General features: G+C 73.9%; 20 protein-coding genes. 13 read left to right on the forward strand and 7 right to left on the reverse strand.

Features of this window, described 5'->3' with window-relative positions:
* The first annotated feature begins 158 nt into the window (after positions 1-158).
* The 3 genes from AC07A6_RS11370 to AC07A6_RS11380 all read left to right on the forward strand — a co-directional run bounded on the left by AC07A6_RS11370 (position 159) and on the right by AC07A6_RS11380 (position 2,173).
* The gene (locus tag AC07A6_RS11370) at positions 159-1,031 is read left to right on the forward strand and encodes a cellulose-binding protein (RefSeq protein ID WP_478776943.1); all 873 of its coding nucleotides are present in this window, start codon (positions 159-161) and stop codon (positions 1,029-1,031) included.
* A gap of 85 nt (positions 1,032-1,116) precedes the next feature.
* The gene (locus AC07A6_RS11375) at positions 1,117-1,725 is read left to right on the forward strand and encodes a DUF7691 family protein (protein WP_362459155.1); all 609 of its coding nucleotides are present in this window, start codon (positions 1,117-1,119) and stop codon (positions 1,723-1,725) included.
* 1 nt (position 1,726) lies between these two features.
* Complete coding sequence (locus AC07A6_RS11380) at positions 1,727-2,173, forward strand: hypothetical protein (RefSeq protein WP_478776944.1); 447 nt, start codon at positions 1,727-1,729, stop codon at positions 2,171-2,173.
* On the opposite strand, the gene AC07A6_RS11385 is transcribed toward AC07A6_RS11380, so the two are convergent.
* On the reverse strand, positions 2,148-3,008 hold the full coding sequence (locus AC07A6_RS11385) for an alpha/beta fold hydrolase (protein ID WP_478776945.1): 861 nt from the start codon (positions 3,006-3,008) through the stop codon (positions 2,148-2,150). The two genes, AC07A6_RS11380 and AC07A6_RS11385, sit on opposite strands and share 26 nt — an antisense overlap.
* Positions 3,009-3,090: 82 nt before the next feature.
* Here AC07A6_RS11385 and AC07A6_RS11390 point away from each other — a divergent pair, with 82 nt between their 5' ends.
* The 3 genes from AC07A6_RS11390 to AC07A6_RS11400 all read left to right on the forward strand — a co-directional run bounded on the left by AC07A6_RS11390 (position 3,091) and on the right by AC07A6_RS11400 (position 4,702).
* The gene (locus tag AC07A6_RS11390; RefSeq protein ID WP_478776946.1) at positions 3,091-3,651 is read left to right on the forward strand and encodes a CGNR zinc finger domain-containing protein; all 561 of its coding nucleotides are present in this window, start codon (positions 3,091-3,093) and stop codon (positions 3,649-3,651) included.
* Positions 3,648-4,037, forward strand: a complete 390-nt coding sequence (locus tag AC07A6_RS11395) for a hypothetical protein (protein WP_478776947.1) — start codon at positions 3,648-3,650, stop codon at positions 4,035-4,037. The genes AC07A6_RS11390 and AC07A6_RS11395 overlap by 4 nt, the downstream gene beginning before the upstream one ends.
* Before the next feature lie 140 nt (positions 4,038-4,177).
* Complete coding sequence (locus AC07A6_RS11400) at positions 4,178-4,702, forward strand: hypothetical protein (protein ID WP_478776948.1); 525 nt, start codon at positions 4,178-4,180, stop codon at positions 4,700-4,702.
* Positions 4,703-4,752: 50 nt separating this feature from the next.
* Here the strand turns inward: AC07A6_RS11400 and AC07A6_RS11405 are convergent, their stop codons facing one another.
* Together AC07A6_RS11405 and AC07A6_RS11410 are read right to left on the reverse strand one after the other, a co-directional pair.
* The gene (locus AC07A6_RS11405) at positions 4,753-5,604 is read right to left on the reverse strand and encodes a hypothetical protein (RefSeq protein ID WP_478776949.1); all 852 of its coding nucleotides are present in this window, start codon (positions 5,602-5,604) and stop codon (positions 4,753-4,755) included.
* Positions 5,605-5,731: 127 nt separating this feature from the next.
* Positions 5,732-7,375 (reverse strand): MDR family MFS transporter, encoded by a 1,644-nt coding sequence (locus tag AC07A6_RS11410; RefSeq protein WP_478776950.1) that lies wholly within the window; start codon positions 7,373-7,375, stop codon positions 5,732-5,734.
* A gap of 417 nt (positions 7,376-7,792) precedes the next feature.
* On the opposite strand from AC07A6_RS11410, the gene AC07A6_RS11415 reads away from it, so the two are divergent.
* Together AC07A6_RS11415 and AC07A6_RS11420 are read left to right on the forward strand one after the other, a co-directional pair.
* Entirely contained in the window at positions 7,793-8,569 is a 777-nt protein-coding gene (locus AC07A6_RS11415) for an ABC transporter ATP-binding protein (RefSeq protein WP_385764792.1), read from the forward strand.
* Positions 8,566-11,139 (forward strand): FtsX-like permease family protein, encoded by a 2,574-nt coding sequence (locus AC07A6_RS11420; protein ID WP_478776951.1) that lies wholly within the window; start codon positions 8,566-8,568, stop codon positions 11,137-11,139. The genes AC07A6_RS11415 and AC07A6_RS11420 overlap by 4 nt, the downstream gene beginning before the upstream one ends.
* Before the next feature lie 162 nt (positions 11,140-11,301).
* On the opposite strand, the gene AC07A6_RS11425 is transcribed toward AC07A6_RS11420, so the two are convergent.
* Positions 11,302-12,717, reverse strand: a complete 1,416-nt coding sequence (locus AC07A6_RS11425; protein WP_478776952.1) for a DUF2079 domain-containing protein — start codon at positions 12,715-12,717, stop codon at positions 11,302-11,304.
* A gap of 230 nt (positions 12,718-12,947) precedes the next feature.
* On the opposite strand from AC07A6_RS11425, the gene mfd reads away from it, so the two are divergent.
* Positions 12,948-16,484: a transcription-repair coupling factor gene (gene mfd / locus AC07A6_RS11430; protein WP_386271547.1), complete on the forward strand. Its 3,537-nt coding sequence runs from the start codon at positions 12,948-12,950 to the stop codon at positions 16,482-16,484.
* 26 nt (positions 16,485-16,510) lie between these two features.
* Entirely contained in the window at positions 16,511-17,065 is a 555-nt protein-coding gene (locus AC07A6_RS11435; RefSeq protein WP_478776953.1) for a GNAT family N-acetyltransferase, read from the forward strand.
* Between the two features lie 19 nt (positions 17,066-17,084).
* On the opposite strand, the gene AC07A6_RS11440 is transcribed toward AC07A6_RS11435, so the two are convergent.
* From AC07A6_RS11440 to AC07A6_RS11450, 3 genes are all read right to left on the reverse strand, one after another.
* Positions 17,085-17,942 (reverse strand): hypothetical protein, encoded by an 858-nt coding sequence (locus AC07A6_RS11440; protein WP_478776954.1) that lies wholly within the window; start codon positions 17,940-17,942, stop codon positions 17,085-17,087.
* A gap of 31 nt (positions 17,943-17,973) precedes the next feature.
* Entirely contained in the window at positions 17,974-18,729 is a 756-nt protein-coding gene (locus AC07A6_RS11445; RefSeq protein WP_478776955.1) for a hypothetical protein, read from the reverse strand.
* A gap of 67 nt (positions 18,730-18,796) precedes the next feature.
* Positions 18,797-19,579 carry a hypothetical protein gene (locus AC07A6_RS11450; RefSeq protein WP_478776956.1) on the reverse strand — a complete coding sequence of 261 codons (783 nt, stop codon included), beginning with the start codon at positions 19,577-19,579 and terminating at the stop codon, positions 18,797-18,799.
* Positions 19,580-19,747: 168 nt separating this feature from the next.
* Between AC07A6_RS11450 and AC07A6_RS11455 the strand changes: the two genes are divergently transcribed.
* The 3 genes from AC07A6_RS11455 (at position 19,748) to AC07A6_RS11465 (ending at position 24,106) form a co-directional block, all read left to right on the forward strand.
* On the forward strand, positions 19,748-21,811 hold the full coding sequence (locus AC07A6_RS11455; protein ID WP_478776957.1) for an N-6 DNA methylase: 2,064 nt from the start codon (positions 19,748-19,750) through the stop codon (positions 21,809-21,811).
* A gap of 106 nt (positions 21,812-21,917) precedes the next feature.
* Positions 21,918-22,595 (forward strand): hypothetical protein, encoded by a 678-nt coding sequence (locus AC07A6_RS11460; protein ID WP_362459104.1) that lies wholly within the window; start codon positions 21,918-21,920, stop codon positions 22,593-22,595.
* Complete coding sequence (locus AC07A6_RS11465) at positions 22,592-24,106, forward strand: protein kinase domain-containing protein (RefSeq protein WP_478776958.1); 1,515 nt, start codon at positions 22,592-22,594, stop codon at positions 24,104-24,106. Before AC07A6_RS11460 ends, AC07A6_RS11465 begins: the two co-directional genes overlap by 4 nt.
* Positions 24,107-24,120 lie beyond the last annotated feature (14 nt).

The raw sequence follows: 24,120 nt of genomic DNA on the forward strand, positions 1-24,120 counted from the left end.
GGGGAAGGGGGAGATTTTTTCCTCTTCTGTCATGGCAGGGATGTGTTTGTCGCTGTTGATCCCCCCCTTGGGGGGGGCCCCCCCCCCCGGCCATTCCGGCTTCTGCGAGCAAATGACGCATCCTTGACAGCAATCCCCGCGAGAGAGGCGCTCCCAGGATGACTGCACCCTTTGCGACTGTGCGCGGTCGTGGCTACCGGACGGACGAAGTCGACCGCTATCTCGCGCGGCTGTCCGGCAGCCGGGACGAGGCCTGGGAGCGGGTGGCGCGGCTGACCGTGCTGGCCCGTCAGATGGAGGCGGAGGCCGAGCGGTTGCGCGCGGCGGTCGCCGCGCTGGCTCCGCAGACGTACGACGAGCTGAGCGAGCGGGCCCGGCGGATCCTGCAGCTGGCGCAGGAGGAGGCGGAGGTCCTGCGGGAGGAGGCGCGGGCGGACGCGGCGGAGGCGGCGGGTGCGGCCGAGGCGCACGCCGACCGGGTGGCCGAGCTGGCGCGGCACGACGCGGAGGCGGTGCGCGAGCAGACCGAGGTGCGGGCGCGGCAGGGGCTGCTGCGGGCGCAGCGGGAGGCGGACGGGCTGCGGGCGGAGGCGCGGGAGGACGCGGCGGGCTGGCGGTCCGAGGCGCAGGCCGCGCTGGCCGAGGCCGGGCGCCGGGCGCGGGCGCTGCTCGCGGAGCGGGAGCAGGAGCAGGTCGAGCGGTGGGACGCGTCGGGGCGGGAGCTGGCGGCGCGGGCGGACGAGCAGGACGCGCGGTACGCGGAGCTGGAGCGGTACGCGGAGGCGCGGCTGGCGGAGGCGCGGCGGGGGTACGCGGAGGCGGAGGAGTCGGCGCGGCACGGCCAGGAGGACGCACAGGCGCGGGCGGAGGAGCTGGTGGCGCAGGCGCGGGTCCGGGAGGAGCGGACGGGGCGCGAGACGGACCGGATCCTGCGGGAGCACCAGGAGGCGCAGGAGGAGATGCGGGCCCACATGAGCCACGTCCGCTCCAGTCTGGCGGCGCTGACGGGCCGGGCGCCGGCGGAGGGGTAGGGGCTGATCCGCGCGGCGGCGCGCTTGCCGCGCGGGGCGGGGCGCCGCCAAGTGGGTTGTCAGTGGGCGGCGTTAGCCTCGCGGTATGAGTTCTTCGCTGAGTGTGTACCTGCTCGATCTGAAAGCCGTCCACGCCCTGGTCGGCTCGCGCGACGACGCGCTCCTGGAGGTCGTCCGGGAGCGGTTCGCCGCCGATCTCGCGCATGACGACGACTGGTTCGACTCGGAGATCGAGAACGGCGCGCCGAGTGCGTACGAGGCGCTGCGCGCGGTGGTGTACGGCGGGCCGTTCAGTGAGGACCGGGAGCACGCCTTCCAGTACGCGTACGCGTACAAGCGGCTCTGTGACCTGACGGGGTCCTTCCTCGACAACTCCTCGTTCTCCCCGTACCGGGGCGACTGGCTGGGGATGGTCGACGCGGGGCTGCGGGCCCTGAAGATCGACGCCGTTTCGGTCGAGGACTTCGACTTCTCGGACCTGCCGGGCGGGCTGCCGTCCACCTACACGCCGGGGTGCGGCGAGTGGACGTACGAGGAGTGCGTGAAGGCGCTGGAGCAGTTCGAGGAGACCAAGCGGCGGGGGGACGTTCCGCTGCTGGACAGCGAGGTGGCGGAGGCCGTGGGGGACGTGCTGGGGTGGCTGCGGCAGGTCGAGGCGCGGCCGGGGTTCGGGATCGTGGGATTCCGGTCCTAGGGTGCGCGAGGTGCTGGGGCGGGCCGGGCTCGGGGTGGTGCGCGGCGGGGTGCCGGAGGGGATGGTTCCGGCTGTCGAGGGGTACGGCTCGGCGGAGGTGTCCGGGGGTGTCTACGTCCGGTACGCGGATCCGCGGCTGGTGGAGGCGCTCAATGAGTGCTGGTACCGGCTCGCCGTGGCCGAGGGGCTGTTCGGTGAGGACGGCGAGTTCCTGCTGATGCCGCCGGGCGGGGAGGGCGGCTGGCGGCGGGTGCGGTTGCTGGAGGGGTGGGACCTGATGGGAGCCGGTGCGGAAACGTTTCTCGGGGCCGGCGCGGGCCGCCCGGACTTCACGGCGATGGCCGTGGACGGCGGTGTCGCCGTCGTCGCCGCGTCGTACGAGGGTGGGGCCGGCGTGTTCGCGGTGCGCGGCCCCGGGAGCGTCACCTGCCGGCGGCTGTGGGAGTGAGGAACTCGCTGATCAGCTGGGCGATTTCGGGGAGGTGGGTCTCCAGGGCGAAGTGGCCCGCGCCCTCGAAGATGTGGACCTCGGCGTGGGGTGCGTCGCGGAGGTAGGCCTTGGCGCCGGCCGGGGTGAAGAAGGGGTCGCCGGCGCCCCAGGCGACGAGGACCGGGACGGCGGCCGTGCGGAGCCAGGCCTGCCAGGCGGGGTAGTGGGCGAAGTTCGAGGCGTAGTCGAAGGCGAGGTCGGCCTGCGCGTCGGTGCGGCCGGGCAGCCCGAGGTAGTGGACGTCGAGGGTCCAGTTGTCGGGGGAGATGAGCGCGGGGTCCGCGACGCCGGTCTCGTACTGGAAGCGGGTGCCCTCCTCGGTGAACAGGGCGCGGACGCGTTCCTCGTTGCCGGGTACCTCGCGGCGCAGTCCGGCGAACTCGCGGGCGGCGTCGGAGAGGCCCTCGTCGTAGGCGTTCCCGTTCTGGACGATCAGGTGCGTGACGCGGTCGGGGCGGCGGGTGGCGAGCCGCAGTCCGACGGGGGCGCCGAAGTCGAAGACGTACAGGGCGAAGCGGTCGAGGGCGAGGGCGTCGGTGAAGCCCTCCACGACGTCGGCGAGCCGGTCGAAGGTGTACGTGAACCCGTGCGGGGCGGTGGTGCGGCCGAAGCCGGGGTAGTCGGGGGCGATCAGCCGGTAGGGGGTGCCGGCGAGCGCGTCCATGAGGCGGGTGAACTGGTGCGAGGCGGTGGGGAAGCCGTGCAGGAGCAGCAGGACCGGGCCGTCGGCCGGGCCGCTCTCGCGGTAGGCGACGGTCACGCCGTCCACGTCGACGGTGCGGTGAGCGATCATCACATGCCTCCTTGGGCTTCGGTAGCATTAGTCTGCGGGAACTGTGGCTAATGGGTCAAGAGGGATTGCTAGCATTAGCGGCGTGAACCTCTTCCCGCTGCTGGGCGAGCCCCTCGCCCTCGACCTGCTGAACACCCGGCCCGCCGGCACCGGCGACCTCATCGCCGACCGGGCGGGACTCGCCGCCTGGCTGGCCGAGGAGCCCGGGCGGCTGAGCCGCGTCGCGGAGGTCGGGGAGGCCGAGGTGGCCGCCGTGCACGCCGTGCGGGAGGCGGCCGGGCCGCTGCTCGCCGCCGCCCGCCACGGTGAGCGGCCCCCGCCGGGCGCGCTGGCCGCGCTCAACGGGATCCTCGCCGCCGCCCCGGCCCGCACCGAGCTGGCCTGGACGGCGCTGACCGGCATGACGGCGGCCCCGTACCGCGAGGCCGCCCCCGCGCAGCGGCTCGCCGCGGAGCTCGCGGAGGCCGTGGTGGGGCTGCTGACGGACCCCCGGGTGACGTCGGTGCGCGAGTGCGAGGCGCCGGACTGCGTGCTGCTGTTCCTGCCGGCGCACCCGCGCCGCCGCTGGTGCGTGGCTTCGGCGTGCGGCAACCGGGCCCGGGTCGCGCGCTACTACGCCCGGCACAAGGGGGAGGGCGCGTGAGCCGCGAGTGGGAGTCGCTGACCGAGAGCCAGCGGGCCTTCATGATCAACGCCTTCGAGATCGACATCCTGCCCGGCGTCTGGGGCGACCTGGCCGAGGAGGACAAGGAGCTGCCGGCCGCCGAGCTGGCGCCCGTCCTGCTCGACCTCGTCGACCGCGGGTGGATCGAGGTGCGCCGGGTGGTCCCGTGGGTCGCGCCCGACGGGACCCAGGGCTTTCAGCCGGGCGGGGCGGTGCCGCGCGAGGCGCTGCCGGAGGTGCTGGCGGACCCGGCCGAATGGGAGTACCCCGAGGGCGGAGCGGACTGGATCGGGACCCTGACGCTGACCGAGACCCCCGAGGGATGGCGGGTGAACCGGATCTCCCCCGAGGAGGCGGCGGGGTGAGGCCGTGGGGGCAGGGTGGGTGAACCTCGGGGCGCGCTCCCGCTGAGGAAAGGTTTCGTCAACGCGTCGCGCTTCTACGCTCCCTCCCGGATGCCACCGGACCGGCATCCGCCCGCGGAAGAGAAGAACGGAACCCCCTCATGCGTCTTCGCACCACCGCCGTAGCCCTCGCCGGAGCCCTCACCCTCGTCCTGCCGACCGCCGCCACCGCGCTCGCGGACGACGGCAAGGTCCTCAGCTACAGCTTCCAGCAGAACGGCGAAAGCAAGACCGGGCAGGTGAGCGACCTGGCCGAGGACAAGTGCCACGCGCTGGCCGTCACCGACGCCCCCATCGAGGAAGTCGTCAACGAGACCGACAAGGTGGCCCTGTTCTTCGACAACAAGAACTGCGAGGGCGAGCCGGTCGCGGCCGCGGGCCCGGGTGAGAAGGCCGGTGAATTCGAGGCCTCCGCCGTCGCCTTCGAAGCCGACAAGCAGGCGCAGCCGGCCAAGCCGGGCGAGCCGGCCAAGCCGGGCGAGCAGGACAAGCGCGAGGAGGCCGCCCAGGCCCCGGTCCAGCAGCCGGCCGACAGCGACAGCGACGCCGCCGACAGCTCCGACAGCTCCGACAGCTCCGACGAGGAGTCCGACTACTTCGACTCCCCGTTCCGTATGCTCGGCTGATCCCGGCCTGACGAACGCGGGGCCCGGCACCGGTGGGTGCCGGGCCCCCGTCATGCCCGCGGGGCCGCCGCCGCGGCGGCCGGGGTGCCCTCGTACCGGTACGGGTCGCTGCGCAGCCCGCGCGAGACGACCACCACCGTGAACGGCGGCTTCGCCGTCTGCGGCAGCCGGGCCGTCAGTGCGCCCGTCGCCGGATCCGGCGTCGCCTCGACCGGGGTGCCGTCGACCGTGAGGCGGGGCTCGGTGAAGCCGCCGCCCTCCACCCGGAGCAGCCCCTCGGGGGAGACGGTGACGTCGGTGATCACCGGGTTGGCGCGGGTGGCCATCTTGTTGACCAGGTAGGCCCCGGCCGGAGCGCCGGTCAGCGCCCAGATCTCGCCGGGCAGCCGGGGGAGCCCGCCGCCCACGTCGGAGAGGAAGAAGAGGACGACGTAGAGCATCGTGACCGCGCTCAGGGCCACGTACTGGAGGTCCACGAGGTCGGTCCGGCCGCTGTCGTTCGCGATCAGCTCCCGCAGCGGGCGGCGCCCGTCCGGGGTGGGCCTGGGGGCCGGCTTGGCCATGCTGCCGCTCTCCAGCCGGAAGCCGACGACCGCCTTCGCCGCGATCAGGGCCGCGTACGGGCCCCCGAGCAGCGGCAGGTAGACCGAGGTCAGGGACGACAGCGGGCCGTCGGAGCCGGCGGCGCGGAAGTAGGAGACGCCGCCGCCCGCCGTGAGCCCGTACGCGAGGATCGCGAGCAGCAGCCAGACCAGGAGCACCGTCCAGGCCAGCGCGAGGGTGGTCGAGGTGGAGAGCCGGCCGTCGCGGCCGGTGACGAAGCCCGGCCTGCGGCGCAGGCGCAGCGCCACCGGTCCGGCCAGGGCGGCCAGTAACGCGAGCGCGAAGAGTGCGGATGCCATGTCGTCCCCCCGGATGCGGTCCTGGCAAGAGGGTCACCCACTGGGCCCGAACATGACAACCCGACGCGCGGGCCGCCCGGAGCACGCGGGCCGCGGACCGCGGACCGCCGCCCCGTCCCGGAGCCCCCTACTCGTGCTCCGGCAGCACCGGGAACCTGCGCGGCGCCACCAGCAGCAGCACCAGCACCGCCGCCACCCCGGCGGCCGTCGCGCCGAGGAAGATGTGCTCCACCGCGGCCGCCACCGCCGCCCGCAGGTGCTCGGCGGCGGCCGGCGACAGCCCGCCCGGCTCCGCCAGGGCCCGCGACACGTCGTCGAGGCGCTCCGGCAGCCCCGGCAGCGGCGTCCCCGCCAGCCGGGCGGCGACGGTCGCGTTGGCCACCGCCCCCAGCAGTGCGGCCCCCACGCTCTGCCCGACGGTGCGGCAGAACAGCACCGAGGCCGTCGTGGTGCCCCGCTCGGCCCAGCCCACCGTGGACTGCACCCCGACCACCAGCGGCAGCTGGAACAGCCCGAGGGCGGCGCCCAGCAGCAGCATCACCAGCGCGGGCTGCCACGGCCGCGCCGGGTACGGCAGCAGGGTGAAGGCGAACAGGACCGCCGACCCCAGCCCGATGCCCAGGGCGGCGGTGTCGCGGAAGCCGATGCGCCGGTACACGTGCTGGCAGAAGGCGGCCGACAGCGGCCAGCTCAGCGTCATCAGGGCGGTCAGGAGCCCGGCTCCGACCGGCCCGAGCCCGAGCACGGACTGGGCGTACGTCGGCATGAACACCATCGGGGCGACCATCAGCAGCCCCAGCGCCGCCATCGCCAGGTTCACGGCGGCGATGGTGCGCCGGCGCCACACCCAGCCGGGCAGGATCGGTTCCTCGGCCCGGCGCTCCACCCTGACCACCACCGCCGCCAGGACCGCGCTCGCGCCCAGCAGGCCCAGCGAGGGCGCCGACAGCCAGGGCCAGGCCACCCCGCCCTGGACCAGTGCGAAGAGCAGCAGCCCGCCGCAGGCGAAGACGGCGAGGGCCCCGGCCCAGTCCACCGGGCCCCGGCGGGCGGGGGAGCGTACGGGCTCCACGAGGTGGCGGGCGGTCAGCCAGAGGGCCAGCCCGGCCAGCGGCACGTTGATCAGGAAGGTCCAGCGCCAGCCCGCGTACCCGGCCAGCACCCCGCCGAGCGCCGGGCCGAGCAGGGCGGAGCTCGCCCACACGGTGGTCATCCGGGCCTGTATGCGGGGGCGGTCGCGCAGCGGGTAGAGGTCGGCGGCCAGGGTCTGCACGGTGCTCTGCAGAGCTCCGCCGCCCAGCCCCTGGACGATGCGGAAGGCGATGAGCGCGGCCATGTTCCAGGCGGACGCGCACAGCAGGGAGCCGGCCAGGAAGAGGGCGGTGCCGAAGAGGAGGACGGGCTTGCGGCCGAAGGTGTCGCTGAGCTTGCCGTAGACGGGCAGGGTGACGGTGACGGCGAGGAGGTAGCCGGAGAACAGCCAGGAGAAGACGGCGAACCCGCCGAGGTCCCCGACGATCTGCGGGACGGCGGTGGAGACGATCGTGCTGTCGAGCGCGACCAGGGCCATGTTCAGCATCAGCGCCGCCACCACCCGGGTGGGCGGCCGCCCGGGCCCGGCCCCCTGCGGCCCGGAGTCCGGCCCCGAGGCCGTTCCGGGGCCGGGGGCGCTCGCGCGGGCGCTTCCTCCGGGGCGGCCGGCGGGGTCCGCCGCGCCCTCCACGGACGCTTCCGTGGAGCCTTTCGCCCGGTTTTCTCCTGCTTCCACCATGTTCCCCTCGTCTGCGGGGAACACCATCTCACCGGGCCGCTCCGGGCGGAATCCCCGTCTCACGGACGCCCGGCCCGTCCGTGTCCCCTACCCCCGGTCCACCGCAGGGTGGACAACCCCTAGGGGTGGCTCAGCATTTGGGCCCAGGGGACGTTCGTCCCGGCGGAGGAGGACGCAAGGCCCGCGAGGTCCTTAACTGGTTCATACGAGCGGGGCCGCCGGGGGGTGGGGGTGGGGTTAACCCCCCGGCGGATACGGCGATGGGCACCAGCGCGCCCGGGACCTCCCGCACCGCAGACTTCGACGGCGGCCGTACGGATACCGGCCAGGCACAGGCACATACCGGCCACGTACCGGCCACGTACGCGCCGGCGGCACCGGCACACCAACAGGGGAGACAGCACCGTGACAACGGCGATGACCGAGACCAGGCACGGGAGCGGCGGGGGACAGAACTCCGTCGCGGCCCGGGCGCGCCAGGTCGTCAAGGCCTACGGCTCGGGCGAGACCCGCGTCGTCGCCCTCGACCACGTGGACGTGGACATCCACCGGGGCCAGTTCACCGCGATCATGGGCCCCTCCGGCTCGGGCAAGTCCACGCTGATGCACTGCCTGGCCGGGCTGGACACGGTGACCGGCGGGCAGATCCACCTGGAGGACACCGAGATCACCGGCCTGAAGGACAAGAAGCTCACCCAGCTGCGCCGGGACAAGATCGGCTTCATCTTCCAGGCCTTCAACCTGCTGCCCACGCTCAACGCCCTGGAGAACATCACCCTCCCCATGGACATCGCGGGCCGCAAGCCGGACCCGCAGTGGCTGGACCGGGTCGTCCAGACGGTCGGTCTCGCGGGCCGCCTCAAGCACCGCCCGACCGAGCTGTCCGGCGGCCAGCAGCAGCGCGTGGCGGTCGCCCGCGCCCTCGCCGCCCGCCCGGCGATCATCTTCGGCGACGAGCCGACCGGGAACCTGGACTCCCGGGCCGGCGCCGAGGTCCTCGGCTTCCTGCGCCAGTCCGTCGACCAGCTGGGCCAGACCATCGTGATGGTCACCCACGACCCGGTCGCCGCCTCCTACGCGGACCGCGTCATCTTCCTCGCCGACGGCCGCATCGTCGACGAGATGTACGGGCCCACCGCCGACCAGGTCCTCGACCGGATGAAGGACTTCGACGCGCGCGGGCGGACCTCGTGACCGTCATGAAGACCGCGCGGCGCAACTTCCTCGCGCACAAGGGCAGGATGGCGCTCTCCGCGGTCGCCGTGCTGCTGTCGGTCGCCTTCGTCTGCGGGACCCTGGTGTTCACGGACACCATGACCACCACCTTCGACAAGCTGTTCGCCGTCACCAGCTCCGACGTCACCGTCAGCCCCAAGGAAGCCGAGGAAGGGGAGGAGGTCTCCGCCCGCGGCAAGCCGGAGTCCCTGCCCGGCTCGGTCGTGGAGAAGGTCCGCGGCGCCGAGGGCGTCAAGTCCGCCGAGGGCGGCGTCGTCTCGATGGCCGTCACCGTCGTCAACTCCAAGAACGAGAACATGGGGTCGACCACCGGAGCCCCGACCATCGCGGGCAACTGGAACGACAACGAGCTCAAGTCGATGAAGATCACCTCCGGCCACGCCCCGCGCGGCCCCACCGAGGTGATGGTCGACGCCGACACCGCCGACAAGCACAAGCTGAAGCTCGGGGACGAGCTGCGCACCATCGCCGTCACCGGTGACGTCCGGGCGAAGATCAGCGGTATCGCCTCCTTCACCGTGACCAACCCGGGCGCGGCCATCGTCTACTTCGACACCGCCACCGCCCAGGAGAAGCTGCTCGGCGCCCCGGGCACCTTCACCCACGTCAACGTCACCGCCAAGGACGGCGTGACGCACGAGCAGCTGAAGAAGAACGTCGCCGCCGCCGTCGGCGCGGACACCTACAAGCTGCAGACCGCCAAGGAAGCCGCGGCCGCCAACAAGAAGGACATGGGCTTCCTCGACGTCATGAAGTACGTGATGCTCGGCTTCGCCGGCATCGCCTTCCTCGTCGGCATCTTCCTGATCTTCAACACCTTCTCGATGCTGGTCGCCCAGCGCACCCGCGAGATCGGCCTGATGCGCGCCATCGGCTCCGACCGCGGCCAGATCAACCGCTCGGTCCTCATCGAGGCGTTCCTGCTCGGCGTCGTCGGCTCCCTCGCCGGAGTCGCGGCGGGCGTGGGCCTGGCCGTCGGCCTGATGAAGCTGATGGGCCAGATGGGCATGCAGCTGTCCACCGCCGACCTGACGGTCAAGTGGACGACCCCGGTCATCGGCCTGGTCCTGGGCATCGTCGTCACCGTCGTCGCCGCCTACGTCCCGGCCCGCCGGGCCGGCAAGGTCTCCCCGATGGCCGCCCTGCGCGACGCCGGTACCCCCGGCGACAAGAAGGCGGGCAAGGTCCGCGCGGCCCTCGGACTCGTGCTCACGGGCATCGGCGCGGCGGCCCTGTTCCTCGCCGCGGCCGCCGAGAAGGCCTCCGCGGGCTCGCTGTGGCTGGCCGTCGGCGTGCTGTTCAGCCTGATCGGCTTCATCGTGATCGGCCCGCTGCTGGCCGGCGTCGTGGTCCGGGTGCTCGCCGCCCCGGTGCTGCGGCCCTTCGGCTCCGTCGGCCGGCTCGCCGAGCGCAACGCGCTGCGCAACCCGCGCCGCACCGGTGCCACGGCCGCCGCGCTGATGATCGGACTGGCGCTGGTCGCCTGCCTGTCGGTGGTCGGCTCCTCCATGGTGGCCTCCGCCACCGACGAGCTCGACCGGACCGTCGGCGCCGACTACATCGTCGCCTCGCAGGGCGGCCAGCCGATGATGCCGCAGGCCGAGCAGGCCATGCGCGGCACCAAGGGCCTGGACCACGTCACCGCGTACCGCGAGGTCGAGGCGAAGATCACCGCCCCGGACGGCACGTCCGCCCAGGACCGCCTGAGCGTCACCGACCCGACGTACGCCGAGGACGTGCGCCGCAAGATGGTCGCCGGCGCGCACAAGGACGCGTACGCGGCCGGCTCCATGGCGGTGGGCTCCCTCTACGCCGACAAGCACCACGTCAAGGTCGGCGACGAGCTGACGGTCGCCTTCAACGGCGGCAAGACCGTCAAGCTGAAGGTCGCCGCGATCACCTCGGACGAGGGCAACCTCGACAAGGGCGTGAAGTACATCAGCACCGCGACCGCCGAGGCCAACATCCCGGCCGACCAGCTGGCACGCCCGTTCATGCTGCTGGCCAAGGCCGAGAAGGGGCAGGCCGACAGCGCGTACACGGCGCTCAAGGCGGCCATGGCCGAGTACCCGCAGTACAAGGTGCTCAACCAGACCGACTACAAGCAGGACCTCAAGGACCAGGTCGGGCAGCTGCTCAACATGGTCTACGGGCTCCTCGCCCTCGCGATCATCGTCGCGGTGCTGGGTGTCGTGAACACCCTGGCCCTCTCGGTGGTCGAGCGGACCCGCGAGATCGGCCTGATGCGCGCCATCGGCCTCTCCCGCCGCCAGCTGCGCCGCATGATCCGCCTGGAGTCGGTGGTCATCGCCCTCTTCGGCGCCCTGCTGGGCCTCGGCCTGGGCATGGGCTGGGGTGCCACCGCCCAGCAGCTCCTCGCCCTCCAGGGGCTGAAGGTGCTGGAGATCCCGTGGCCGACCATCATCGGCGTCTTCGCCGGCTCGGCCCTGGTGGGCCTGTTCGCCGCACTGGTCCCGGCCTTCCGGGCGGGGCGGATGAACGTTCTGAACGCGATCGCCAGCGAATAGCGGGGCGGTCGTACGGGGGAAAGCACGGGGGAAACACGGGGGAGCAGTACGGGGGAACGCGCCGGCCCGGACCGTCCGCAGGGACGGTCCGGGCCGGCGTCGTGCTCCAGCGGCTCAGAGGCTCAGAGGCTCAGCCGCTCAGCCGCTCAGCCGCTCAGCCGCTCACAGCATCCGCTGGAGCAGGACGTACCCGCCCGCCTCGCCCATCAGCGCGAAGCGCGACCCCGGGTGCAGCCGCTCGGCGAAGGCGACGGGATCGCCAGCCCGGCCGTCGGAGCCGTCGTAGACCAGGAAGGCCGGCAGCACCCCCTCGGTGCCGCCGATCCAGTACACCTGGCAGCGCGAGGTCAGCCGGGTCAGCGGGCCGTGGTCCGCCTCCACCCGTACCCCGTCCGGGATCTGCGCCAGCAGCCGTTCGACGGCGGCCACCCGCGCCGGCTTCTCGTACGCGGACCGCTCGCCGAGCCGGGCCAGCGGCAGGCTGGTCGCGCTCAGCGCGAGGGCGGCGGCGAGCACGGCACCGGGCAGCTGGTGGGCGTACGCCCGCACCCGCGGCCGGGGGCTGCGCCGGGCGGTGTCGAGGGCGTCGGCCAGGGCCAGGGCGACGACCGGCATCAGGACGGCGCTGTAGTGGTACTCGGTGGACCAGTAGTGCGGGTCCCCCGACAGGAACCGCCAGCCCAGGGTGGGCGCGGCCACCAGCAGCAGCGGGGAGCGCAGCGCGAGGAGCCCGGTCGTGGGGACGAGCACCCAGCCGAGGGTGGTCAGCTTCGTGCCGAGGCCGCTCAGCGGGCCGCTGCCGGCCCCGCCGCCGGATCCGCCCCCGCCGAGCTTCTCCCAGTAGGCGTAGCCGTCGGCGGCGAAGGCGGGTATCACCACGGTGAACACCAGTGCCGCGGCGGCCGCCCCCGCCACGGCGACGGCCGCCGCGAGCCGCGCGGCCCGCGGGTCGGCGCGCCGGGCCCGCCAGGCGGTGACGAGGGCCAGGGCGGCCAGGGTCACCCCGAGGTCCTCCTTGACCAGCAGCAGCGGCAGCCCCCACCACAGGGCGGCCCGCCAGCGGCGCGCGAGCAGCGCCTCCAGGGCGAAGGCCAGCAGCGGTACCGCGAAGCAGATCTCGTGGAAGTCGAACTCGACGGCCCGCTGGATCCCCCAGGACAGCCCGTACGCCGCCCCGAGCGCGAGCCCCCGGGCCTGCCCGAGGAGCTTCACCGAGGCGCGGGTGACGGGCAGCGCGGACAGCGCGATCAGGGCGGCCTGCACCACCAGGAGGGTGACGGGGGTCGGGAAGACCCGGTAGAGCGGGGCGATCAGGGCGATGACCGGGCTGAAGTGGTCGCCGAGGATGTTGAAGCCCGGCCCCTTCAGGTCGACCAGGGGCGGCCGGAGCCAGGCGTAGGCCCTGACCGCCTGCTCGAAGATCCCGAGGTCCCAGGAGCCCTCCTCCATCCGCCGGTGCCGGGTCACCGAGAGCACGGCGTACGCGAGGAACAGCGCGGCGGCGAGTGCGTGGGGCGCCCGGCGGGCGAGCCGCCCGGCGCGGTCGCCGGTGCTCGGGGGGCTTCCGGGTATCGGCATCCGGACAGATTCTCACCCCCGACCGGAATGCCTCCTTCCGCCCCCTGGTCCGCAGATCCCGCGCGTCCCTCCCGCACCATCCGCCCCCGCCACACCCGCCCGGAGCCGGAATGCCCCGCGCGGCCGGGGGAGCGGCGTCATAGGGTGGGAACCCCCGGCCCGTTCACGTGTCGGGCCCTTCGCGTTGCCCCCGGCACCCCTCGCCCCTCACCGGATGGAAAGCCTGTCTCATGAGCCTGCACGGACTGCTCGACGCCGTCACCCGGGATCCCGCCCTCGCCGAGGCGGTCACCGCGGCCGGGGACGGCAACCGCATGCACGTGGACCTCGTCGGCCCGCCCGCGGCCCGGCCCTTCGCGATCGCCGCGCTGGCCGCCCGCACCGGGCGGACCGTGCTCGCGGTCACCGCCACCGGGCGGGAGGCGGAGGACCTCGCCGCCGCGCTGCGCTCCCTGCTGCCCCCCGACGAGGTGGTCGACTACCCGGCCTGGGAGACGCTGCCGCACGAGCGGCTCAGCCCGCGCAGCGACACCGTCGGCCGCCGGATCGCCGTGCTGCGCCGGCTCGCCCACCCGAGCAAGGAGGACCCGGCGGCCGGGCCCGTCCAGGTGGTCGTCGCCCCCATCCGCTCCGTGCTCCAGCCGCAGGTCAAGGGGCTCGGGGACCTGCTGCCGGTGAGCCTGCGGCAGGGTGACACCGCCGATCTCGGCGTGGTCACCGAGGCCCTGGCGGCGGCCGCGTACGCCCGCGTCGAGCTGGTCGAGAAGCGCGGCGAGTTCGCCGTGCGCGGCGGCATCCTCGACGTGTTCCCGCCCACCGAGGAGCACCCGCTGCGCGTGGAGTTCTGGGGCGACGAGGTCGAGGAGATCCGCTACTTCAAGGTCGCCGACCAGCGCTCCCTGGAGATCGCCGAGCACGGGCTGTGGGCCCCGCCCTGCCGGGAGCTGCTGCTCACCGACGAGGTCCGCGAGCGGGCCGCGGCGCTCGCCGAGGAACACCCCGAGCTCGGCGAACTGCTGGGCAAGATCGCCGAGGGGATCGCGGTCGAGGGCATGGAGTCCCTCGCCCCGGTCCTCGTCGACGACATGGAGCTGCTGATCGACGTCCTGCCCGCCGCCTCGATGGCCGTCGTCTGCGACCCGGAGCGGGTGCGCACCCGCGCCGCCGACCTGGTGGCGACCTCGCAGGAGTTCCTGATGGCCTCGTGGGCGGCCACCGCCGGCGGCGGCGAGGCCCCCATCGACGTCGGCGCGGCCTCGCTGCGCGGGATCGCGGACGTCCGCGAGCACGCGCGCGAGCTCGGCATGATGTGGTGGTCGGTGTCCCCCTTCGCGGCCGGCGACGAGGTCATCGGCGGTGACGTGCTCAAGCTCGGCATGCACGCCCCCGAGGCCTACCGGGGCGACACCGCCCGCGCCCTCGCCGACACCAAGGGCTGGATCGCCGACGGCTGGCACACCGTCTACCTCACCGAGGGTCACGGCCCGGCCGCCCGTACCGTCGAGGTGCTCGGCGGGGAGGGCATCGCGGCCCGGCTGGAGCCGAGGCTGGAGACGCTGGAGCCCTCGATCGTCCACGTCGCCTGCGGCTCCCTCGACAACGGCTTCGTGGACCCGGCGCTGAAGCTGGCCGTCCTCACCGAGACCGACCTGACCGGCCAGCGCACCGCCACCAAGGACCTCGGCCGGATGCCGACCCGGCGCCGCAAGTCCATCGATCCGCTCACCCTGGAGGTCGGCGACTACATCGTGCACGAGCAGCACGGTGTCGGCCGCTACATCGAGATGGTGCAGCGCACCGTGCAGGGCGCCACCCGCGAGTACCTCCTCGTCGAGTACGCGCCGGCCAAGCGCGGCCAGCCCGGCGACCGCCTGTACATCCCGACGGACCAGCTGGAGCAGGTCACCAAGTACGTGGGCGGCGAGGCCCCGACCCTGCACCGGCTCGGCGGCGCCGACTGGACGAAGACCAAGGCGCGGGCGAAGAAGGCCGTCAAGGAGATCGCCGCCGACCTGATCAAGCTGTACAGCGCGCGCATGGCGGCCCCCGGCCACACCTTCGGCCCGGACACCCCCTGGCAGCGCGAGCTGGAGGACGCCTTCCCGTACGCGGAGACGCCCGACCAGCTCACCACCATCGCCGAGGTCAAGGAGGACATGGAGAAGTCGGTCCCGATGGACCGCCTGGTCTGCGGCGACGTCGGCTACGGCAAGACGGAGATCGCGGTCCGGGCCGCCTTCAAGGCGGTGCAGGACGGCAAGCAGGTGGCCGTCCTCGTCCCCACGACCCTCCTCGTGCAGCAGCACTTCGGGACCTTCTCCGAGCGCTACAGCCAGTTCCCGGTCAACGTGAAGGCGCTGTCGCGCTTCCAGACCGACACCGAGTCCAAGGCCACCCTGGAGGGCCTCAAGGAGGGCTCGGTGGACGTGGTCATCGGCACCCACCGCCTGTTCTCGCAGGAGACGAAGTTCAAGGACCTGGGCCTGGTCATCGTCGACGAGGAGCAGCGCTTCGGCGTCGAGCACAAGGAGCAGCTGAAGAAGCTCCGCGCCAACGTGGACGTGCTGACCATGTCCGCGACCCCGATCCCGCGCACCCTGGAGATGGCGGTGACGGGCATCCGCGAGATGTCGACGATCACCACCCCGCCCGAGGAGCGCCACCCGGTGCTCACCTTCGTCGGCCCGTACGAGGAGAAGCAGATCGGCGCCGCGATCCGGCGCGAGCTGCTGCGCGAGGGCCAGTGCTTCTACATCCACAACCGGGTCGAGTCCATCGACCGGGCGGCCGCGAAGCTGCGCGAGATCGTGCCCGAGGCGCGGATCGCGACGGCCCACGGCCAGATGTCCGAGCAGGCCCTGGAGCAGGTCGTGGTCGACTTCTGGGAGAAGAAGTTCGACGTGCTGGTCTCGACGACGATCGTCGAGTCCGGCATCGACATCTCCAACGCCAACACCCTGATCGTGGAGCGCGGCGACAACTTCGGCCTGAGCCAGCTGCACCAGCTGCGCGGCCGGGTCGGCCGCGGCCGAGAGCGCGGGTACGCGTACTTCCTGTACCCGCCGGAGAAGCCGCTGACGGAGACCGCGCACGAGCGGCTGGCCACCATCGCCCAGCACACCGAGATGGGCGCCGGCATGTACGTGGCGATGAAGGACCTGGAGATCCGCGGCGCGGGCAACCTGCTGGGCGGCGAGCAGTCCGGGCACATCGCGGGCGTCGGCTTCGACCTGTACATCCGGATGGTCGGCGAGGCGGTGGCCGACTACCGGGCCGCCGTCGAGGGCGGCGGGGCGGAGGAGGAGCCGCCGCTGGAGGTGAAGATCGAGCTGCCGGTCGACGCGCACGTCCCGCACGACTACGCGCCCGGCGAGCGGCTGCGCCTCCAGGCGTACCGGTCCATCGCGGCGGCGAACTCCGAGGCCGACATCAAGGCCGTGCGGGAGGAGCTGACGGACCGCTACGGCAAGCTGCCGGAGCCGGTGGAGAACCTGCTGCTGGTGGCGGGGCTGCGGATGCTGGCGCGGGCCTGCGGGGTCGGGGACATCACGCTCCAGGGGCCGAACATCCGCTTCGGGCCGGTGGAGCTGCGCGAGTCGCAGGAGCTGCGCCTCAAGCGCCTTTACCCGGGGACGGTCCTCAAGCCGGCCACCCTCCAGGTGCTGGTGCCGCGCCCGAAGACGGCCAGGGTCGGCGGCAAGCCGCTGGTCGGCCGTGAACTGCTGGCCTGGACCGGGGAGTTCCTCACCACGGTCCTCGGCTCGTAGCGCGCGCCCGTGCGTATCATCGGCCGATGATCACTCCGACGACCCTCCGGTCCGCCGCGACGGCGGAACTCCCTGCCCTGTCGCTGCGGCCCTGGCGGGAGGACGACGTCCCCGCGCTGGTGGAGGCGTACGCGGATCCGTTCCTGCGGCGCTGGAACGCCGAGCCCCTGGACGACGAGGCCGGCGGGCTGCGCTGGGTGGCGCAGCAGCGGCGGGGCTGGGAGGAGGGCCGGCGGTTCGCCTTCGCGGTACTGGAGGGCGGGCCGGGCCGGCTGGTGGGCGGTGCGGTGCTCAAGCGGGCCGTGCCGGACGGCCCGTCGGCCGAGGTCGGCTACTGGACCGCCGCCCGCGCGCGGGGCCGGGGCGTCGCCCCGCGCGCCCTGGAGGCCCTGACGGCCTGGGCGTTCGAGGCGTTCGCCGGTTCCGGGCTGGAACGCCTCGAACTGCTGCACCAGGAGGACAACGGGGCCTCCTGCCGGGTCGCGGAGAAGAGCGGCTACCCCTTCCGCGCCGTCCTCCCCGCGGCCCCGCCCGAGTTCCCGCTCAGCGGCCACCTGCACGTCCGGCCCGCCGGGGCCTGACCGGCGGGTGCGGTCCGGGTCAGACCGATTCGCCCACCGCGCCGCCGGTCTTGGAGAGGTCCAGGACGTCGGAGTCCTTCGGGGAGGCGGTGTCGACCGGGACGTCGAAGGCCGAGAACGTGACCGCGCCGGTCGTGTCGCCGCTGATCGACGACTTCAGGATGTAGGGCGTGCCCTGCGTCGCGACCCAGTCGGTCTGGGTGCCCTGCCGGGCGGGGGAGGTGACGGCCAGCGCCGGCTTGCCGTCGACGGTGCCCGTCTCCCCCTTGCGGGCGAGCGGGCTGCCCTTGCCGAGGTCGTCCGTCAGCTTGCCGAGGTTGCAGCTGCCGGTCATCGGGGCGGCGCGCGGGTCGGTGGCGGGGAGCTTGACCCAGCGGCCGGCGAGCACGGCGACCATCTGGTCCGTCTGCTTCTGGGAGGCGTGCTTCTGCTTGGCGGCGCCCCGCCAGTAGTCGGCGTCGCCGCGGAAGTGGACGAGGTCGGGGGACTTGATGATGTCCATCGTCCCCATGCCGTCGAGGCGGACGGCGCCGTTGCAGTTGCCGTTCTTGTCGAGGGAGAGGTCGATCTTCATCGGCTTGGCCTCGTACTCCACGGTGGCCGTGACGTGCATGGACCGCGCCTTGCGGGTGGCCTCGCCGGCCCGGGTGAGGATCTCCGCCCCCGACAGGTCGGCCAGCGCCCGCTCGCCCTTGGCGTCCGGCGGGGCGGACGGCGACGCGGTCCCGGACGCGGACGCGCCGGGCGACCGGTCGGCGCGGGCCCGGCTGCCGACGTCGGAGGCCCGGCCGTCGGCGGGCACGCACGCCGTCAGGCCGCCTCCGATCAGGGCCGCGGCGGCCAGTGCCGACGCGGTGGTCTTCGTACGGCTGCGCATCTGGATTCCCCCGTGGAACGGTGACTAGGACTCAGGATCCGAGACTAGGCGGTGCCTGTGACACCGTCCCGGCGGGTCCGCGGACGCCGGTGTACTCGACCGAGCCGGCGTCCGGCCCCTGCTGCGCGTGCTTGACCAGGTACGGCACCGCGTCCAGCAGGACGTGGTCGGTGATCTCGGTGCCGTCGGGGGCCTTCGAGCTGAACACCGCCACGGGCTTGCCGTTCTGGCGGGCGTCCGGTTCACGGCGGACGGCGGTGGGCTCCGCCGGGAAGGCCCGGTCGGGCCGGGCCGCCGCGCACAGGGTGCGCAGGTGTGCCACCGAGGGGTCCGAGGTCCTGGCGTCGATCCAGCCCTGGCTGCTGTCGGGGTACGAGGCGGTCGGGTCCCTGAACTGGTCCCTGAGGAAGCCCTCGTCGCCCTTGAAGGAGAGCCGGCCGCCCTCCATCAGGATCTCCCCGGTTCCGGCCCGTGCGACCGTGACCTTGCCCCAGCAGCCGCTGTCGCCCTCGAAGGTCAGGGCCGCGCTGATCTCGCGGTCGCCGATGGTGCGCTTGACGAGCGCGTTCTTGTTCTCGGCCTTCGCCGTCTCCTCGTACGCGGCGCGCAGGACGGCGGCCGGGTCCCTGCCCGCGAGCGGGTCCGGCTTCGTGGAGGAGGCCGCCGGTCTCGCGGCGGAACCGGCCCCGGGGCCGCAGCCGGTGGCGGTGGCGGTCAGCAGGGCCGCGAAGGCGAGTGCGGTCGCGGTCGCGGTCGTGGTCGTGGTCGCGGGCATGGTGGTGCGCATGAGCTGGTCCCCCCTGGGATCGTTCAGGATCCGGAGGGTATCCGGCGGGTGTCCGGAGGCGCTGGAGTCAGGACTTCTTCCAGTTCGCGCAGCCGGTGGTCTTGAAGTAGCCGTCCTGCGCGGAGACGGTCACCACGGCCGGGCCGGTGGGGTTGTCGTTGGCGGCGATGGAGTCGACGTCGTGGGCGGCGTTCTTGGCGCGCTCCCAGTAGCAGCCGGCCGAACCCGCGGCGGGGCCGCTCGACTTGTAGGTGCCCGGGGCGAGGTCGAGGCCCACCTTGAACATGCCGCCGTCGCCCGCGGCCTCGGTCTTCGGGGCGTCGGAGACGGCCTTCGGGTCGACGGTCTCCCAGTCGTTGCAGCCGTTGGACTTGAAGAGCTTGTCGCCCGCCTCGATGGTCACGTAGCTGGTGCCGACGACGTTGTCGTTGGCGATGATCGACTCGACCTCGCCCGAGGCGTCCTTGGCGCGCTCCCAGTAACAGCCCAGGCCCTTGTTGCCGGTGGTGCGGTAGGTGCCGGGCTGGAGGTCCGAGCCGACCTGGAAGGTGCCGCTGCCGCGCATCGCCGCCTTCTTGGCGTCCTTCTTCGGCTCGGACGGCTTCGCGCTCGTCTTGCCGCCCGCCGCGGGGCTGCCGCCGGCCGCGGGGCTGCCGCCGGCCGCGGGGCTGCCCGCCGCGGGGCTGCTGCCGGCCGCGGCCGGCTTCTTCGCGCCGGTGTCCTTCGAGCCGCTCGTACCGCCGCCCCCGGTGCAGGCGCCGAGCGCGACGAGGGCGACGAGCGCGCCGGTGCCCGTGAGGACCCTGTGGCGGGCGATCCAGCTGTGGCGCGGGGTGGAGGACTGGGACATGGGTGCTCCTGTCTCGGATCTCTCGGTGCGGCCGGCGTTCTCCGCTGTTGACGGGATCATCACAACAGAGCCTGTGAACCGAGTCAACACGATTCACAGGATTGATTGGATTCACGCTGTGAAGCGGATCGAAGTGGATTCCGGGCTGTGTACCGGTATGCTCCCGGCATGCTGGAGGAGAACGTCCCCGAGGTCACCGCCGCCGAGATCGCCCGCCTGGCAGGCGTCGGCCGGGCCGCCGTGAGCAACTGGCGCCGCCGCCACCCCGACTTCCCCAAGCCCGTCGGCGGCACCGAGACCAGCCCCTCCTTCGCGCTGCCCGAAATCGAGGCGTGGCTGCGGGCCCAGGGCAAGCTCGCCGAGGTCCCGCTGCGCGAACGCGTCTGGCAGCAGGTCACCGCCCACCCCGGCGGGGCCGTCGCCGCCCTCGTCGAAGCCGGCGCCGCACTGCTCGTCGTACGGGACCGGCCCGCGCGGTGGCTGGAGCTCGCCGCCCTCCCCGACGACCGGCTCGCCGAGCGGCTGCCCGCCGTACGGGACGAGGCGCTCACCGCCCGGCTGGGACCCGGCCACCCGGTGACCGTGCGCCCCGCCGCCGGAGCCGTCACCCTGCTGCGGGCCGTCGCCGAACTCGCCGCCGGCCTCGGCGCCCGCCAGGCCTTCGAGTTCCTCCTCGGCCGCCACCTGGAGGCCAACCCCCGCCAGTACACGCTGACCCCCGACGGCTGCGCCGAACTCATGGCCGGCCTCGCCGGACCCGGCGTCCGCACCGCCCTCGACCCCGCCTGCGGCACCGGCAGCCCGCTGCGCGCCCTCACCGGCACCACCGTCCTGCACGCCCAGGACGCCTCCCCCGAACTGGCCGCGCTCGCCGCGCTCCGCCTCGCCCTGCACGGCTCCGCCCAGATCCGCGCGGCCGCCGCCGACAGCCTGCGCGCCGACGCCTTCCCCGACGCCGCCGTCGACGCCGTGCTCTGCCACCCCCCGTTCAACGAACGCAACTGGGGCCACGAGGAACTCGCCTACGACCCCCGCTGGGAGTACGGCTTCCCCGCCCGCACCGAATCCGAACTCGCCTGGATCCAGCACGCCCTGGCCCGTCTGCGCGAGGGCGGCACCGCCGTGCTCCTCATGCCGCCCGCCGCCGCCGCCCGCCGCTCCGGCCGCCGCATCCGCGCCGACCTGCTGCGCCGCGGCGCCCTGCGGGCCGTCGTCTCCCTCCCCGCGGGCGCCGCACCCCCCTACGGGATCCCGCTCCAGCTGTGGGTGCTGCGCAAGCCCGCCCCCGCCGCCGCGGCCCCGGCCGGACTGCTGCTCCTCGACACCGCCGGCCTCGACCCCGACGGGCCCGCCCAGGCGCGGGCCGCCTGGCCCGACGTACGCGACGCCGTCCTCGCCGCCTGGACCGCGTACGACCGCACCGGCGCGACCCCCGAGACCCCCGGCGTCAGCCGCGTCGTACCCGTCATCGAACTCCTCGACGACGACGTCGACCTCACCCCCGCCCGCCACCTGCCCCCGCCCGCCGCCGGCGGCGGCCCCGCCGAACTGGCCGCCGTACGCGACCGGCTCGACGCCACCCTCGCCCGCGCCGCCCGGCTCACCCCGCCGCCCGCGCCCCCCGCCGGCCCGGCCGCCGCCCAGCCCGCGGCCGCCTCCCCCTCGCAGACCACCGTCGGCGAACTCGCCCGCGCCGGAGCCCTGCTGCTGCGCGCCGGAACCGGCACCGGCACCGACGGGCTGACCGTCCTCACCGAGTACGACGTCTACGCCGGAACCGCCCCCTCCGGCACCGCGGCCACCCCCGGCCCCGACACCATCGAGACCCTCGTCGCCGAACCCGGCGACGTCGTCGTCCCCGTCGTCGGCGCCCTCTCCGCAGCCCGCGTCGTCACCGAGGACCCCGCCAGCGGAGCCGGCGCCGTCATCGGCCGCAACCTCCAGCTGCTGCGCCCCGACCCGGCCGCCCTCGACCCCTGGTTCCTCGCCGGGTTCCTCCGCGGCACCGCCAACACCCGCCGCGCCAGCAGCCACGCCTCCACCGCCACCCGCCTCGACGTGCGCCGGCTCCAGCTGCCCCGGCTGCCCCCCGCGGAACAGCGGCGCTACGGGGCCCGCTTCCGGGCCCTCGCCGAGTTCGAGGACGCGCTGAGGCTGGCGGGACGCCTGGGGGAGCAGCTCGTACAAGGCCTCTACGACGGACTGTCGGACGGCAGCGTCACACCGGAGTGACCGTGCTGCGACCCTGCAACGGTTGGGTCCATCCCCTCACGAACGGCCGGAAACGCTGTATACGCTTCGAGCCGTCACCTTTCCGCACGGCCCGTCAGGAGCACCGATGCACGGCCCCGGCATCCCGCCGCAGCAAGGCCCCCACGGCCACCGGCCCCTCTCCGGGGCCGCGATGACGCTGCGCGTGCTGTTCACGGCGCTGCCCGTCCTCAGCTGCGGATTCTTCGCCTGGGGCTCGATGCTGCGGCTCGCCATCCTCACCCGCAAGTCCCGGGACTGGGCCCTGCTGGTGCTGAGCCTGGTGCTGTCCGTCGTGTGGATCACCTTCATCGAGCTCGACCCGACGGAGGAGACGAACGGCTGGCAGGGCAACCTCGGCGCCGGTGGCTCGATCTTCACCGGCTTCGCCATCTGCGTGTACTACCTCGTCGCCGACATCAAGCACCACGAGGCCAAGGCCCTCGCCCCGGCGCCCGCACCCGCACCCTGGTACCCGCCCGCGCCGCAGGCCCCGTACGCCCAGCACCAGCAGCCCGGCCTCCACCAGCCGCAGCCCCCGCATCAGACCACCCCCGGCTACGGCTACCCGCCGGCCGGACAGCAGGACGGCCGCCCGCCCGCGCCCCCGCAGCAACCCGCCACGCCCCCGCGCCTCGGCCAGGTCCGCGCCGAACTCGACGAGCTCAGCGAACTCCTGCGCCAGCAGAACCCGCCCCGGCCCCCGCAGCCCGGCGGCCCCTACCAGGACCCGAACACCACGGCCTTCCAGGACCCGCAGCGGTGACCGAACGCGAACGCCTCATCGGCGAGCGCTACCAGCTCGCCACCATCCTCGGCCAGGGCGGCATGGGCCAGGTGTGGACCGCCTACGACCGCCGCCTCGACCGCCGCGTCGCCGTCAAGCTGCTGCGCCCCGACAAGGTCGCCGGCCCCGGCACCGTCGCCGAGGAACTGCGCCGCCGCTTCGTCCGCGAATGCCGCGTCACCGCCCAGGTCGACCACCCCGGCCTCGTCACCGTCCACGACGCCGGCAGCGACGGCGACGAGCTCTACCTCGTCATGGGCTACGTCGAGGGCTCCGACCTCGCCGACCACCTCGCCGAGCACGACCCCTACCCCTGGCCCTGGGCCGTCGCCGTGGTGGCACAGCTGTGCGCGGTGCTCTCCGCCGTGCACGCCGTACCGATCGTCCACCGCGACCTCAAACCGCGGAACGTGATGATCCGCCCCGACGGGACCGTCCTCGTCCTCGACCTCGGCGTCGCCTCCGTGATGGACACCGACACCACCCGCCTCACCAGCACCGGCTCACCCATCGGCAGCCCCGCCTACATGGCCCCCGAACAGGCCATGGGCGGCGCCGTCGGCCCCTACACCGACCTGTACGCCCTCGGCGTGCTGCTGTACGAACTCCTCAGCGGCGGCGTCCCCTTCGCCGGCACCACCGCCCTCGGCGTCCTCCACCGCCACCTCTACGAACCCCCGGCCCCCATCCGCCCCCTGCGCCCCGAGATCCCCCCGGAACTGGAAGCCGTCCTGCTGCGCCTCCTCGCCAAGGACCCCCAGGACCGCCCCGGCTCCGCCCAGGAGGTCTACGAAGCCCTCGTACCGCTGCTCCCGGCCCCCGGCAGCCGCCACCCCTCCGGCCCCCTCGACCCGACCCGGCCCTTCCTGCGCCCCCAGGCGCCCTGGCCCGACCGGGCCGCCGCCGTGCCCCCGCGCCCGGCCGCACCCCCGGCGCCGCCCCGCCCCGACATCCCCGGCGCCGTCGACGAGGCCCGCAAGCTCCTGGACCAGGGCCGGCTCACCCAGGCCGTGGACATCCTCGGCGACATCCTCCCCGCGGCCGCCGCCGAGCACGGCGAGCACTCCCCGGTGGTCCGCAGCCTGCGCAAGCAGTACGCCGCCACCCTCATGGACGACGGCCAGTACCGCCGAGCCCTGCCCGAACTACGGCGCCTCGCCGACCAGTTCCCCGCCGGGGACCCCCAGTCGCTGCGCTTCCGCTACGACGCCGCCCAGTGCCTGGAGCAGCTCGGCGAACCCGCGGCGGCCCTCGCGGAGTACCGCTCGCTGCTGCCCCTGTTCGAGAACCACTACGCCAACCCGGACCCCGGCCTGCCGCTGGAGGTCCGCCGGCGGATAGCGCACCTGCTGCTCTCCCTCGGCGACCGCCCCGCCGCCCACGACACCCTGGTCCGCCTCCTCTACGACGCCGACCGCGTCCACGGCCCCGCCCACCCCCTCCCGGTGGAGATCCGGCGCACCCTGCAATGGCTGGGCCAGGTGCGGTGACCCGGCCCCGGCGG

The sequence above is a fragment of the Streptomyces sp. NPDC044002 genome (genome assembly GCF_056434525.1).

Bases quoted from the DNA above. Each gene is read 5' to 3' on its own strand.
- AC07A6_RS11370 (WP_478776943.1), top strand. From the start codon at position 159: ATGACTGCACCCTTTGCGACTGTGCGCGGTCGTGGCTACCGGACGGAC.
- AC07A6_RS11375 (WP_362459155.1), top strand. From the start codon at position 1,117: ATGAGTTCTTCGCTGAGTGTGTACCTGCTCGATCTGAAAGCCGTCCAC.
- AC07A6_RS11385 (WP_478776945.1), bottom strand. From the start codon at position 3,008: ATGATCGCTCACCGCACCGTCGACGTGGACGGCGTGACCGTCGCCTAC.
- AC07A6_RS11400 (WP_478776948.1), top strand. From the start codon at position 4,178: ATGCGTCTTCGCACCACCGCCGTAGCCCTCGCCGGAGCCCTCACCCTC.
- AC07A6_RS11405 (WP_478776949.1), bottom strand. From the start codon at position 5,604: ATGGCATCCGCACTCTTCGCGCTCGCGTTACTGGCCGCCCTGGCCGGA.
- AC07A6_RS11410 (WP_478776950.1), bottom strand. From the start codon at position 7,375: ATGGTGGAAGCAGGAGAAAACCGGGCGAAAGGCTCCACGGAAGCGTCC.
- AC07A6_RS11415 (WP_385764792.1), top strand. From the start codon at position 7,793: ATGACCGAGACCAGGCACGGGAGCGGCGGGGGACAGAACTCCGTCGCG.
- AC07A6_RS11425 (WP_478776952.1), bottom strand. From the start codon at position 12,717: ATGCCGATACCCGGAAGCCCCCCGAGCACCGGCGACCGCGCCGGGCGG.
- mfd (WP_386271547.1), top strand. From the start codon at position 12,948: ATGAGCCTGCACGGACTGCTCGACGCCGTCACCCGGGATCCCGCCCTC.
- AC07A6_RS11435 (WP_478776953.1), top strand. From the start codon at position 16,511: ATGATCACTCCGACGACCCTCCGGTCCGCCGCGACGGCGGAACTCCCT.
- AC07A6_RS11440 (WP_478776954.1), bottom strand. From the start codon at position 17,942: ATGCGCAGCCGTACGAAGACCACCGCGTCGGCACTGGCCGCCGCGGCC.
- AC07A6_RS11445 (WP_478776955.1), bottom strand. From the start codon at position 18,729: ATGCGCACCACCATGCCCGCGACCACGACCACGACCGCGACCGCGACC.
- AC07A6_RS11450 (WP_478776956.1), bottom strand. From the start codon at position 19,579: ATGTCCCAGTCCTCCACCCCGCGCCACAGCTGGATCGCCCGCCACAGG.
- AC07A6_RS11455 (WP_478776957.1), top strand. From the start codon at position 19,748: ATGCTGGAGGAGAACGTCCCCGAGGTCACCGCCGCCGAGATCGCCCGC.
- AC07A6_RS11460 (WP_362459104.1), top strand. From the start codon at position 21,918: ATGCACGGCCCCGGCATCCCGCCGCAGCAAGGCCCCCACGGCCACCGG.